Below are 14,280 nucleotides of genomic sequence, written 5' to 3' on the forward strand. Positions count from 1 at the left end.
CTGAGGTTTTATATGAGGTTTTATATGAGGTTTATGAGTTGAAAAATACTTTTAATTAGAGTTAACCTTTATAGTCAAGGAAGTAAACTTTCCTTTCTTGAATACAATTACGAGTTGTGATTATGATCAAAAAAACGTAAGCATATGCGCTACGCGCACGCTGCGCGAACAGCAGTCAGCACTCAGCAGTCAGCTTTATGACATAGGCCACAAGTCCTGTGACAACACTGCAGCATTATTCCAATGCTTACCGATTTTATTCAAAAGCTGTTCGGTGTAGCTTGCCCTATGCTCATAAGCACATCAAGTAGTGTGGCACAGGCTTTGGCCTTTGGCCACGCTGTGCGAACGACGCTGTGACTGATTAGCACCTCAAGTAGCACCTCAAGTAGCGCATTAGCTGATAGCACATCAAGTAGTGTGGCACAGGCTTTGGCCTTTGGCCACGCTGTGCGAACGACGCTGTGACTGATTAGCACCTCAAGTAGCGTGCGCATTAGCTGATAGCTGATAGCTGATAGCTGATAAGTACCTGGACAAAAATAAACCTAACTGTATTAATTTGTGTAAAGTTGCCAAAAGTCCCTCTGCTCCCTGCTCCGAAGTCCCTGCTCCCTATTTAAAGAGTTAATTTTAGTTTTGTCCGACTACTTAGCTGATAGCACCTCAAGCAGCGTGCGCGTAGCGCATTAGCTGATAGCTGAATACTTACAAAAAAACTCATGCCCAAGCATGTCTAGCACGTACTAACCAATCTGTTGCTGTGGGAACAGGTCAAAGTTGCTGAACAAATGAACTATCTACCATCAGAGCAAGCTTACACCCACGAGGGGGCATGAGATTTAGTTCAAATGTTCTGCAATTGTGACATGCTCCCGATTTAACCCAAGTGTCTTGCAGGTTACAGCAGTAAACGTTAGGGGTAAACAGGGAAAGGGAAGAGTAAGGAGGATAGCAGGAGAGTAGAAGTAAAGTAGGCAAAAGGGAAGAGATGGAAAAAGTGAATTGTACTTGACTTGGAGGAAGCTAGAGAAGCAAATGTTAGATCTAATTAACCGCTATGCTCATGGATTTGTGGCTATACCAGTTATTTGGGCATGTAGAGAACGAGGAATATTTGAGTTACTGGCTCAGAAACAGTCACTGTATTTAGAGGAGATAGTAGAGCATTTCCAGGCAAATAGCGGGCATCTGCAGGTAGCCCTTAGACTTCTACAGTCACTAAAAATCCTAGAAAAAAATGATGTGGGGGCTTACTCGTTTGGGGATAGAGGTCAAATTCATAAAAAAATACCTAACGATATGGTCAGCCTCTATAAATTCCCCTTTGATTTGTATTTGAAAGGAGAACATAAAAAGGGAATAGGAAGCTGGATTGAGCGTTCGGAACGACGATGGGATATTAATGATGCCAGGTTAAGTGATTTGATAGATGGAGTATTAGTTGTTCCTATACTGTTAGCCTTGAAAAAAGAGAAGTTAATTGCGGGTAAGTCTGGTTCGCTGTTTTCGGATTTGAAGGATTCGGTAAAGCAAGAATTGACGACTCTGTTTGTTAATTTAGGATGGGCGATCGCGGAAAAGGAAGGTATAAATTTAACGAACGTCGGTCGTTTCATGTCACAGAGGTCTATGAACTTAGGGGTAACAGCATCCTATACTCCGATGTTGTTACAGATAGACGATCTGCTATTTGGGAATCCTCATAAGGTGTTTCAGAGAGATGATGGGGGACATGAAATACATGTCGATAGAACGTTAAACGTAGTGGGTAGTGGTTTTCAACACGAGAAATTTTTTGCGGATACAGAAGAAATTATTATATCTATATTTAATCAACGACCTTTTGAAGAGCAACCTAGCTATGTAGTTGACATGGGTTGCGGCGATGGAACGCTTCTCAAGCGAATTTACAATGTAATTATAGGGAAATCTGCTCGTGGGGAAGTATTAACAAAGTATCCAGTTTATATCGTGGGAGTAGATTACAATCAGGAATCATTGAATGTAACAGATAAAAATTTAGCTGAGATTCCTCATCGGGTTATTCAAGGAGATATTGGAAATCCCGAACGATTATTAGCAGACTTGAAGGCAGAGGGGATAGATCCAGAAAAGGTTTTACATGTCCGCTCATTTTTAGATCACGATCGCCCATTTATTCCTCCGACAGACACGGAAACGGCGGGATCGCGTTCCCGGTTGGATTATCAAGTTGTGGATGTAGACGAAGAGGGAAAACTGATAGCTCCTCACATTGCCGTACAAAGTTTAGTGGAGCATTTAGGAAGATGGTCGAACATTGTGACCAGACATGGATTATTGCTGTTAGAAGTTCACAGTTTAACTGCTTCAGTGGTACAAAAATTCCTAGATGAAAGCGAATCTCTACATTTCGATGCGTGTCAAGCTTTTTCAAAACAACATTTGGTAGAAGCAGATGTTTTTCTAATGGCAGCGGCTGAGGTAGGTCTATTTCCGAAAGCAAAATATTTGAGAAGATATCCAAAGATTTTACCATTTACCCGTATTTCCTTAAACTGCTTTGAGAAGAGAGCCTATAAAATTAGACATCCCTATGCTGAAGATATTGCAGCATTGGTAAATATTGAGAAAAAATGCTGGCCGGAGCATTTACAATTGTCGGTTGGCGAAATTCAGCAACGACTAGAAGAGGGATATAGTAACCATCTGGTCCTGGAAATAGACAGAGAAGTTGTCGGTGTAATTTACACCCAAAGAATAAAAAGCGTTGAAAGCTTAAAATCGGCAAATTTCAAAACTTTGCCAGAACTACACGTAAAGGATGGTCCAGTGCTTCAACTTCTGAGCTTGAATGTAAATCCAGAAAGGCAAGGCTTGGGGTTGGGGGATATGCTACGTCAATTCACCCTTCAATGGGCAGAGTTAAAGGAGGGGATTGAGTGCGTAGCAGGCGTGACTCGTTGCAAGGACTATGCAAATCATTCTCATATTTCAATCAGGGAATATATTGAAAAACGCAATGAAAGAGGTCAAATATTCGATCCAATACCTCGGTTCCATATAGAAGGTGGCGCAACAGTAGTTAGTATTGTCCCTAACTACCGCCCAGAGGATGTGGACAATCAAGGGTTTGGGGTACTGATCAAATACGAACTACAGGAGAAGCTAGAAGCTCCAAAGGCGGAGTGGACGGCAGTTGAGTCTCTGGATAAGCTTGACGATACCGAAAAGCTTGGGGATGTCACGGTTTTAATAGAGCGCTCTATTAAAACTGTGTTGGGGAAAAAACGGATGGAGGCTTTCTCATATAAGCGACCCCTCAGGGAGATGGGTCTCGACTCTTTGGATTTACTAGAGATAAAAAGTCTACTGGAGAAGAAGTTAGAAACTTCGTTGGATTCGACATTTTTCTTCGACTACGGCACGCCAGCAGCGATCGCGGGTTACTTCAACCAGTTAGGACGTGAGATTTCGTTGCCAGATGAAGTATTAACACCGACAAGACCTCGTGGAAGAGACGGGAAGGAAGAGGCGATTGGCCAAAAAGTCAAGACTGGGAGGAAATCGCAGAGGAAAAGCGGTGCTATTCTTCCAGAGGACGGTGTGGCAATAATTGGCATGGCTTGTAGGTTGCCTGGAGGGGTAAATAGTCCCGAGGATTATTGGCAGCTACTTCGGTTGGGCAAGGACGGGATATCGGAAGTGCCTCAAAGTCGGTGGGATGTTAACAGTTACTTTGACCCCGAACCGCAAAAACCAGGCAAAATGGTAAGTCGGTTTGGAGGTTTTATAGACCGGGTGGACTCTTTTGATGCGGGTTTCTTTCATATAGCACCGCGAGAAGCAACCTATACAGACCCACAACACCGTTGCTTGCTTGAGGAAAGTTGGCATGCGCTAGAGTATGCGGGAATAGCTCCCGAATCTCTGGTCGGTAAGCGAGTGGGGGTGTTTGTGGGAATAATGTCCCATGACTACGAACTGCTCTTTGTCAAGCAAACTCAACCTGCTGATTTTGGGGCATACTTTAGTACTGGCAACTCGGCATCGGTGGCAGCGGGTCGTATAGCTTATTTCTACGGACTGCAAGGAACGACTATGTCGGTGGATACGGCTTGCTCGTCTTCGTTAGTAGCGGTTCATCTGGCTTGTCAAAATCTGCTGCATAATGAGTGTCACCTGGCTTTGGCAGGGGGTGTTAATCTGCTGCTTTCTCCGGAATTGAGCATAACTTACTCCCAAGCCAGCATGCTTTCTCAAGATGGTCGTTGCAAAACTTTTGATGCTTCCGCAGATGGCTATGTCCGCAGTGAGGGCTGTGGGGTAGTGGTTCTCAAGCGCTTAAAACAAGCAATAAAAGATGGGGACAATATCTTAGCAATAGTGCGGGGTTCGGCTGTCAACCAGGATGGGGCAAGTAATGGTTTAACGGCACCTAACAGACAGGCTCAGGAAAGTCTGATCAAAAGGGCTTTGTCTGAAGCGCGGGTTTCACCCCACGAAGTGAGCTATGTCGAAGCTCATGGTACGGGAACTTCTTTAGGCGACCCGATCGAGGTCAAAGCTTTAGAAGGGGTTTTCGGCCAAGGGCGATCGCAAAATAACCCCCTAATGATTGGCTCGGTGAAGACGAATATCGGGCATGCAGAGGCAGCCGCAGGTATGGCTGGATTGATAAAAGTGGTTTTGTCACTCCAACACCAGCAGATACCCCCGCACTTGCACTTTAACAAGCTCAATCCCCATATCACGGGAGATGGGTTGCCTTTGGCGATACCTACTTCTCTCTTGGACTGGAAACAGATTGATCGAGAAAAGCCCCGCTTGGCAGGAGTCAGTTCCTTTGGATTTAGCGGCACTAATGCGCATGCGATCGTCCAAGAAGCACCAGTGTTAGCACCGAAGCAGGAGGCCAGACCCGATCGCCCTTGGCATATACTCACAGTTTCGGCAAAGGAAGAAACAGTCCTGGGAGAGTTGGCGGGCAAATATGCAACCTTCTTAGAGGAAAACCCGGAACTGGCTTTGTCGGACATTTGCTTTACCGCAAATACAGGTCGATCGCACCTAAAGCATCGCCTGGCTGTAGTGGGAGAATCATCGGCGGAAGTGATGGAACAGTTGCAGGACTTGCACTCGGAGACAGGGGCGATCGTAGGTCAAGCAGAGGAACGGGTTCCAAAAGTGGCGTTTCTGTTTACGGGACAGGGGTCCCAGTATGTTGGCATGGGACGGGAACTGTACGAAACAGCACCGGTATTCCGTCAGGAACTCGATCGCTGCGAGGTACTGTTGCGAGGCGAGTTGGAATGCCCGCTGCTGGAAGTATTAACCGATGATAGTCAGGATGAGTCGGTACTGCATCAAACTGCTTACACCCAACCAGCTTTGTTTGCCATTGAGTATGCCTTGGCTAAGTTATGGGAATCCTGGGGCATAAAACCGGATGTGGTGATGGGTCACAGTGTGGGAGAATATGTGGCAGCTTGTGTGGCAGGGGTTTTCAGTCTCGAAGATGGTCTGAAATTAATTGCGGCACGGGGCAGGTTGATGCAGCAGTTGCCTGGTGGAGGCGCGATGGTTTCCCTGATGGCTTCTGAGTCCAAGGTACGAGAGGCGATCGCGCCCTACGTAGAGCGAGTAGCGATCGCAGCCATCAACGGACCGAAAAGCATAGTAATTTCTGGGGAGTTGGAAGCAGTAAACCAGATCCTCAGTACCCTAGAATCACAAGGAATCAAAAGCAAACAACTACAGGTGTCCCACGCTTTCCATTCCCCGATGATGGAACCAATGCTGGGTGAGTTTGAAGCCGCAGCTAAAGCAGTAACCTATAGCAAGCCTCAGATAAAACTGATATCTAATGTCAGCGGACGTCAAGTGGAAGATGAAATCACGGAAGCTGCATATTGGACCGGTCATGTTCGACAACCAGTACGGTTTGCTGACAGTATGCAAACTTTGCTGGAGCAAGGATATGAGTTATTCCTAGAAATAGGACCCAAACCCATTCTGTTGGGGATGGGGCGTCAGTGCTTGGGGGAAGATAAGGCAGTATGGTTGCCAACGCTGCGTCCCCCAAAAACAGAATGGCAGCAGATACTTGAAAGTTTGGGACAGCTATATGTGCAGGGATCCCAAATAGATTGGTTTGGGTTTGACACAGAGTACGGGCGTCGGAAAGTCGTAGTTCCTACTTATCCGTTCCAGAGGGAAAGTTATTGGATAGAAAATTTAAATAAATCCCATAAAAAACGGTATGTGTCGAAAAAAAGCCACCCTCTGTTAGGTGAAAGATTAAATTGTGCAGGGGAACAACAAATTTTTGAATCGTACATCGAGGAAAACTATCCAAGCTACCTGAGCCACCACAGAGTATTCAATAAAGCCCTATTTCCGACAACAGCCTACTTGGAAATGGCAGCGTCAGCAGCTCATTACCGATTTAAGACTCCCAGGGTCGTGGTAGAAGATCTAGTAATTGGACGTGGATTGAGTTGGTCTCAAGGGGAACAGTTTTCAGTTCAGACAATACTGACACCATTAGATCAAGAAACATACAAATGGCAAATATTCAGTCAGAAGTCAAGTGCAAGCAAAGAAGGGGAAGTATGGCACCTCCACGGAACAGGGAAAATAAAACCCCTGCCGCCAGAGACAAGCAAAGCGAAAGTAGACATAGAAAAGTACTTGGCTGATTGTAACCAAGCCATAGAAGTAAAACAACATTATCAAAAATGTCGGGAAATAGGGCTTAACTACGGCAGCAGTTTCCAAGGCATTAAAAGTTTGAGTGCTGGCCCAAACCAAGTGCTAGCGCAGATAAAATTACCCGAAGAGCTAGAAGGAGAAGCAAGACAGTATCAGTTTCATCCGGCACTGTTAGATGCAGCGTTGCAGATAACCTATCACCTACTGCCTGAGACAAACAATGACAAAACTTACTTGCCAATAGGGATAGACAAGTTAGAAATACATACTCGTTCGGGAGTAGAGCTGTGGGCGATCGCGTCCCTAACGGAGTCTGAGGTCAAAAGTGCAGAAAGTATCAGCACGCAAGTGACCCTGGTCAGTCAAGAGGGAGAGATAGTTGCGAAAGTAGAAGGGTTGCGAGTAAAACAGGCAACCCCTCAAACGCTACTGGGAACAGAAGCGAAATCTATTGATGACTGTTTGTACGAAGTAGAATGGAGAGCAAAAGGGCGTTTGGGTAGACTGCTCCCAACCTCGGATATGCTGGAACCGGTAGAAATAGAGGAGCAGTTGAGTCAGAGTCTGACAGAATTAGTAGCAACAGTAGACCAGAAAAGATCCTCCCAAAGCGCTGCTAGTTTAGAAGAATTAAGTGTAGAGTACATAGTGCAAGCATTGCTGGAGCTGGACTGGCCGTACTCGGTAGGCGATTGCTTTTCTACAGAGGCAGTTAGCCAAAGGTTAGGTATAGTTCCCAGCCAAAGACGACTATTCAAGCGAATGCTAGAAATAATGGCTTCTGAGGGAATAGTGCAGTATTCCCAGCAGGAGTGGCAAATGCAACAGACCTTAGACCCAGTCCAGCCGGGAGAAAAAATTGAGACTCTAATCAGTCAATATCCGGATGCAGTAGCAGAATTGACTCTACTGAATCGTTGTGCATCTCAACTAAGTGAGGTTTTGCGGGGAACGCAAGATCCAGTGCAGCTGGTATTCCCATCAGGAGATTTTACTACAGCAACACAACTGTATCAAGATACCCCCATAGCTAAAGTGATGAACGCGATCGTGCAGCAGGTGATCGTCAAGTCAATAGAGAAGATCCCGCAACAACGAGGGATAAGGTTGTTAGAAATAGGAGCGGGAACGGGAGGGACGACAAGCTATATATTGCCCCATCTAAATCCAAATCAAACAGAATATCTGTTTACGGATATAGGGAAATTATTTACAAGTAAGGCTCAAGAGAAATTCAAGGAATATCGATTCCTGCGCTATGCAGCATTAGATATTGAGGAGGATCCGACAACTCAAGGATTTGACGCTCATCAATACGACGTGATTATTGCAGCCAATGTTCTTCATGCAACCAGGAGTATGAAGCAGACATTAACAAACGTGCGGAAAATGCTGGCACCAGGGGGCATGTTGGTATTACTGGAAATAACAAGTTGTCAACGATGGCTGGATTTAGTATTCGGATTATTGGAAGGATGGTGGAGATTCCAAGATAGTGAATTGCGACCGGACTATCCGCTGTTGAGTAGAACTACATGGAAGCAATTACTTGGTGAAATGGGTTTTACTCAAGTAGTCACCATGCCGGAAATAGAGGGAATGCCGGAAATATTGTCTCAACAAACGGTGATAGTGGCTCAAGGGTCGAAAACCAGGTTTTCACAAACAGCATCAGAACGCAAAGGTTGGTTGCTGCTAGCAGATAAACAAGGGATAGCCCAAAAGTTAGCAAAGCAACTGCGAGCACAAGGAGACTCTTGTACGTTAGTATTTGCAGATGAGCAATACAAACAAATAACAGCAGAAGAATTTACCATTAACCCCAATAACCCAGAAGATATAGAGCAAGCCATTGCTCAGGTAACCGACAAAAACCCGTTCCTCTATGGAGTGGTTCAATGTTGGACAGCGGAAACGGGAATGGCAGAAAATATGAATGCTGAGGAATTGGCTAATTTATCCTTACTGGGGTGCGGCACCACCTTGTTTTTGGTTCAAGCATTGGTAAAAAGGAAATGGGTCCAAACACCACGGTTGTGGTTAACGACGTCAGGCTCTCAAACACTATCGGGAGATCGAGGGATAATCCCAGGAGTGAGCCAATCTTCAGTCTGGGGAATGGGGAAAGCGATCGGCTTGGAACACCCAGATTTACACTGCACGCTGATAGATTTAGACCCAAACCAGACAGTAGAGCATCAAGCAGATGTACTGTTCCATGAAATTTGGTCAGAGGATATAGAAAACCAGGTGGCATTACGAGGAGACAAACGTTACGTACCTCGGTTAGTTGCAAGTCATCATCGTCAAGCAGCAGCACGACAACTGAAAATTCCATCAGAACCTTTCAGACTGGTAATGTCAGAGAGGGGAAGTTTAGACAACTTAACTTTAGAGCCATTAACCAGGCGTGCTCCAGCAGCAGGGGAAGTAGAAATTAAAGTTAAGGTCACGGGGCTAAATTTCCGAGACGTGCTGATAGCTTTGAATATATATCCGGGAACTCCGATAATGGGCGGAGATTGTGCAGGGGAAATAGTAGCTGTGGGAGCAGGGGTAAAAGAGTTTAAGGTGGGAGACGCGGTGATGGCAATGGCTCTGGGAAGCTTTAGTCAATACATCACCGTTAAGGCGAGCTTAGTCGCCCTCAAACCAGAAAAAATCAGCTTTGCAGAAGCGGCATCGATTCCGGTTAATTTTTTAACAGCATATTATGCTTTGCATCATTTAGCTAAGATTTCAGCAGGTGATCGGGTTTTGATCCATGCCGCTGCAGGAGGAACTGGGATGGCTGCAGTGCAAATTGCCCAGAATGCAGGAGCGGAAGTATTTGCCACTGCTAGTCCACCCAAGTGGGAAACCCTACGACAAATGGGTGTCAAACATGTCATGAACTCTCGCACAGTAGAGTTTGCGGACAAAATAATAGAAAGCACTCAAGGAAAAGGAGTAAACATCGTACTAAACTCTTTGACATCAGGGGAATTTATTAGCAAAAGCCTCTCAGTATTAAGTTCCCAAGGTCGGTTTGTGGAACTGGCGGTTCGAGATATTTGGGAAGCAGAGCAAATGACACGGAATAAGTCAGACATTTCATACTTTCCAGTGGATCTCACCCAAATAGCTCGGGAACAACCAGAGTTAATCCAATCAATGTTCCAGCAGTTAATAGAAAAGTTCGAGCGAAGTTGGCTAAAACCACCACCATTAAAGTTATTCCCCATAGAGTCTGCCCTCGAAGCATTCCGTTACATGCAACAAGCCAAACATATTGGCAAGATTGTGGTAACTCAAACAGAACAACCAGGGGTAGACACCAAGGAAAAGCCTTTAACTTTCCGTGGAGATGCAAGCTACTTGATTACAGGAGGTATGGGCGGTTTAGGTTTACTGGTTTCCCGTTGGATGGTGTCCAAGGGAGCCAAGCATTTAGTATTGGTAGGACGCAGGACACCGGATGCTGCTGCGAGGAAGAAAATAACTGAGTTAGAAAAAGCAGGAGCATCGGTGGTAGTAGAAAAAGCAGACGTGTCAGATTTAGAATCTATGACAAGAGTGCTCTACAATATAGAGCAGTCAAAGATTCCTTTAGCAGGGGTGATCCATGCGCCAGGGATTTTATCAGATGGAGTTCTTCAAAACCAGACTTGGCAGAGTTTTGCTAAGGTGATGGCTCCGAAAGTGCAAGGGAGTTGGCATTTGCATAAATTGACCCAACACCAACCATTGGACTTTTTTGTACTATTTTCTTCTACAGCATCTCTTTTAGGTTCAACCGGTCAAGGAAATCATTCGGCAGCGAATTCGTTTCTAGATGGTTTAGCCCATTATCGTCGTAGTATGGGGTTACCGGGGTTGAGTATACATTGGGGTACGATTTCTCAAATAGGAAAAGCAGCAGAACGCGGTGCAGATATAAGTTTTCAGCAGCAAGGTATCCAACCAATCGCGCCACAACGGGTTCTAGAGTCACTAGAGTTACTAATGAGTGGTGCCAGTGTGGAAGTAGCGGTAGTGCAGATGGACTGGTCTGCTTGGCAAGACCGAATGGCACAATGGCCGTTTTTGGCAGATTGGAAACAAACAGCTATGACAACTGCCGAGACCGTGAAATTAGGGTTGATACAGCAGTTGAAAGAGGTGGTTTCCAGCCAACGAAGAGAGATGTTAGTAGAGCTTGTGCGCAGTCAAGTAGGCCGAGTGCTAGGAATAAAGCATCCAGAATCAATTTCATTAGAAAAAGGCTTTTTTAGTATGGGAATGGATTCATTGACATCGGTAGAGTTGAGGAATAGGTTGCAAACAAGTTTGGAATGTGGTCTGCCATCAACGCTATCTTTCGACTATCCGACAGTTAATAAGCTAGTAGATTATTTGCTTAAGCATGTACTGGTTGAAAGAGATCTGGGATTAGATGATGGCGAAGTCTCAGAGGAGGACAAGGGAGATTTGGTTATAAAATTGGAACAGACTGCTAAAAAATTGGCAGAACAATTAGGTGCAGATTGGGAGGATATGACATGAGCAATAACCAGGAACAAGGCTACGCCAAGCTAATGGAAATGGCCTCTAAGAAGATTGCTAAGTTAGAAGCCGAACTAGAGGCAGTAAAAGGTAGGGACAAAGCAGAACCGATCGCGATTGTTGGGATAGGTTGTCGCTTCCCCGGAGGTGCATCGACTCCAAAGAAATTCTGGGAACTATTGGAAAACGGAGTAGATGCCATCACTGAAGTGCCAAAAGACAGATGGAATGTTGACGATCTGTACGACCCGGATCCGACAACTCCTGGCAAAATATGTACTCGTTATGGAGGGTTTATCGATGGCGTGCAGGAGTTTGATGCTGATTTTTTTAGCCTGACTCCTAAGGAAACGATAAGTCTAGACCCTCAACAAAGAATATTATTAGAAGTAACTTGGGAAGCTATAGAAAATTATGGGAAAAATCCCGAAGAATTGAAGGGGAGCAAAGCGGGCGTATTTATTGGTATATGTAGTAATGAATACATGCAACGTGTAGTCAGTCAAGGTAAGGAAAAAATTGATGCCTATATGGGTACCGGGAATATCAACAGCGCAGCAGCTGGGCGAATTTCCTATACTTTAGACCTGGTTGGACCTTGTTTTGCCGTAAATACAGCTTGTTCATCTTCTTTGGTAGCCATTCATTTAGCCTGCGCTAGTTTGAGAAATAAAGAGTGCAATCTAGCATTGGCTGGGGGAGTGAATCAATTGGTTTCTCCAGAGTTGAGTATTAACTTTTCTAAGGCTCAGATGCTATCGCCAGATGGTCGGTCCAAGACTTTTGATGCTTCTGCCAATGGGTTCGTCCGTGGTGAAGGATGCGGGATGATTGTACTCAAACGTTTGTCAGAAGCAGTAGCTGATGATGATAATATCCTGGCGGTTATTCGCGGAACAGCTATTAATCAAGATGGTTATAGCAGTGGTTTGACGGTACCTAAAGGTCCTTCTCAGCAAGCAGTTATTCGTCAAGCTTTGGAAAATGGGGGAGTAGACCCGGGAAATGTCAGTTATATCGAAGCTCATGGTACAGGAACTTCCTTGGGAGACCCCATTGAAATAGGAGCGATCGGAACCGTATTTGAAAAAAACCACTCTCAAGAACGACCTTTGCTCGTCGGTGCAGTTAAGACGAACATTGGTCACTTGGAGGGGGCTGCAGGCGTAGCAGGTTTGATTAAAGTAGTCCTGCAATTACAACATCAAAAAATAGCGCCTTTACTGCATCTGAAAAAGCTGAATCCTTATATTAATTGGTCAGAATTACCAGTAAAAGTACCGATCCAGATCATGCCTTGGCAAACGAATGGAACTCGCATTGCCGGTGTTAGTTCCTTTGGTTTTAGCGGCACAAATGCTCATGTAGTCTTGGAAGAAGCACCGCTACTCGAAAGGCAAAAGTCAAAAGGCAAAAGTAGCGAAGACATAACAGAACGCTCTTTCCATCTATTAACGCTGTCGGGGAAAAAGTCAACAGCACTTCGGGAGTTAGTCCTTCGTTATCAAAAATATCTAGCAGAACGAAGCAATGCTGAGAAAGAAGAGTTGGATAACATTTGCTATACAGCGAACGCAGGACGCGCCCATTTCAACCACAGACTAGCAGTCATAGCCTCTAACGAACGAGAATTAGCGGCCAAACTGGGAGAGTACCAAAAGGGACAGGAAGTAGCGGGAATATCGTCGGGGGAATTTTCCGGCGAGGCAGCACCGAAAATAGCCTTTTTATTCACCGGTCAAGGTGCTCAATATGTCAACATGGGCAGGCAATTGTACGAGACGCAGCCGTTATTTAAAAAGACTGTAGACCAGTGTGCCGAAAAGCTTTCATCCTACATGGACAGACCAATATTGGAAGTTCTCTACGGATCGGAAACAGACGAGTCGGTTTTGGAACAGACGGCTTACACTCAACCAGCTCTATTTGTTATAGAATACGCTCTATGCAAACTATGGCAATCTTGGGGTATCGAACCGGATGCAGTCATGGGTCACAGCGTGGGTGAATATGTAGCTGCAACTGTGGCGGGAATTTGGAGTTTGGATGATGGTCTCAAACTCATTGCAACCAGGGGACGGTTGATGCAACAGTTGCCCCCAGGTGGCGTGATGGTTGCAGTCATGGCGTCAGAGTCCCAGGTGCGAGAAGCGATCGCATTTTGTAGTAAGCACTTTAGTGCTTCTGTTAGTGCTTCTGTTGGTAGTAAACACTTTAGTGTTTCAATCGCAGCGATCAACGGACCCCAAAGTGTGGTAATATCTGGGGAGGCAGAGAAAGTAAAGTATTTACTACAAACATTAGAAGCTGGAGGAATCCAAACAAAGCAACTGCAAGTATCCCACGCTTTTCATTCACCGTTAATGGAACCCATGTTGGCCGAGTTTGAAGCAGTGGCGAAGCAAATAACCTACAGTCAAGGGCGGATCCCAATAATATCTAACGTCACGGGAGGTAAAGCAGACAATAGCATTGCTACGAGTAAATATTGGGTAAATCACGTGCGCCAACCAGTCAGGTTTTCGCAAAGTATGGAAGCTTTGAGGCAAATGGATCTATTCCTGGAAATAGGACCCAAACCAATATTATTGGGTATGGGAAGGCGATGTTTGCCGGAAGGTGTAGGAGTGTGGTTGCCTTCATTGCGTCCGGGTATGGATGAATGGCAGCAGATGCTATCGAGTCTCGGTGAACTATACGTGCGAGGGGTGAAGGTTGATTGGTTTGGTTTTGACAAAGACTATCTAGGGCGGCGCAAAGTCTCTCTCCCCACCTATCCCTTCCAGCGACAACGCTACTGGGTAGATGAGACTCGCTTTGATAGACCACATCTGCTAGAGGAATCTAATAACGAATCTTCAGAAATAGAAATAGAGCAAATCATCACCCAACAGGAAGAATATAATAACGGATGTTCAGAAACAGAAATAGAGGAAATTATCATCCAGGATGAATATGATGATAACGGATGTCCAGAAACAGAAATAAAAAAAATTATCACCCAACAGATAGAGATTATGTATCAACATCTAGATTTATTGCACGCAGAATAAAGCCATT

The 14,280-nt window shown here is 45.1% G+C and carries 3 protein-coding genes; 2 read left to right on the forward strand and 1 reads right to left on the reverse strand.

Translation table 11 applies throughout. From position 1 onward, the window contains the following. Positions 1-260: 260 nt before the first annotated feature. Complete coding sequence (locus F6K57_RS22265; protein WP_293070702.1) at positions 261-497, reverse strand: hypothetical protein; 237 nt, start codon at positions 495-497, stop codon at positions 261-263. 541 nt (positions 498-1,038) lie between these two features. Here F6K57_RS22265 and F6K57_RS22270 point away from each other — a divergent pair. Together F6K57_RS22270 and F6K57_RS22275 are read left to right on the forward strand one after the other, a co-directional pair. Then, positions 1,039-11,220, forward strand: a complete 10,182-nt coding sequence (locus F6K57_RS22270) for a type I polyketide synthase (protein WP_293070703.1) — start codon at positions 1,039-1,041, stop codon at positions 11,218-11,220. Next, complete coding sequence (locus tag F6K57_RS22275; protein ID WP_293017304.1) at positions 11,217-14,273, forward strand: type I polyketide synthase; 3,057 nt, start codon at positions 11,217-11,219, stop codon at positions 14,271-14,273. The genes F6K57_RS22270 and F6K57_RS22275 overlap by 4 nt, the downstream gene beginning before the upstream one ends. Positions 14,274-14,280: the final 7 nt, after the last annotated feature.

This window comes from Moorena sp. SIO4A5, assembly GCF_010672005.1.
GTDB lineage: Bacteria > Cyanobacteriota > Cyanobacteriia > Cyanobacteriales > Coleofasciculaceae > Moorena.

Bases quoted from the DNA above. Each gene is read 5' to 3' on its own strand.
- F6K57_RS22265 (WP_293070702.1), bottom strand. From the start codon at position 497: ATGCGCACGCTACTTGAGGTGCTAATCAGTCACAGCGTCGTTCGCACA.
- F6K57_RS22270 (WP_293070703.1), top strand. From the start codon at position 1,039: ATGTTAGATCTAATTAACCGCTATGCTCATGGATTTGTGGCTATACCA.
- F6K57_RS22275 (WP_293017304.1), top strand. From the start codon at position 11,217: ATGAGCAATAACCAGGAACAAGGCTACGCCAAGCTAATGGAAATGGCC.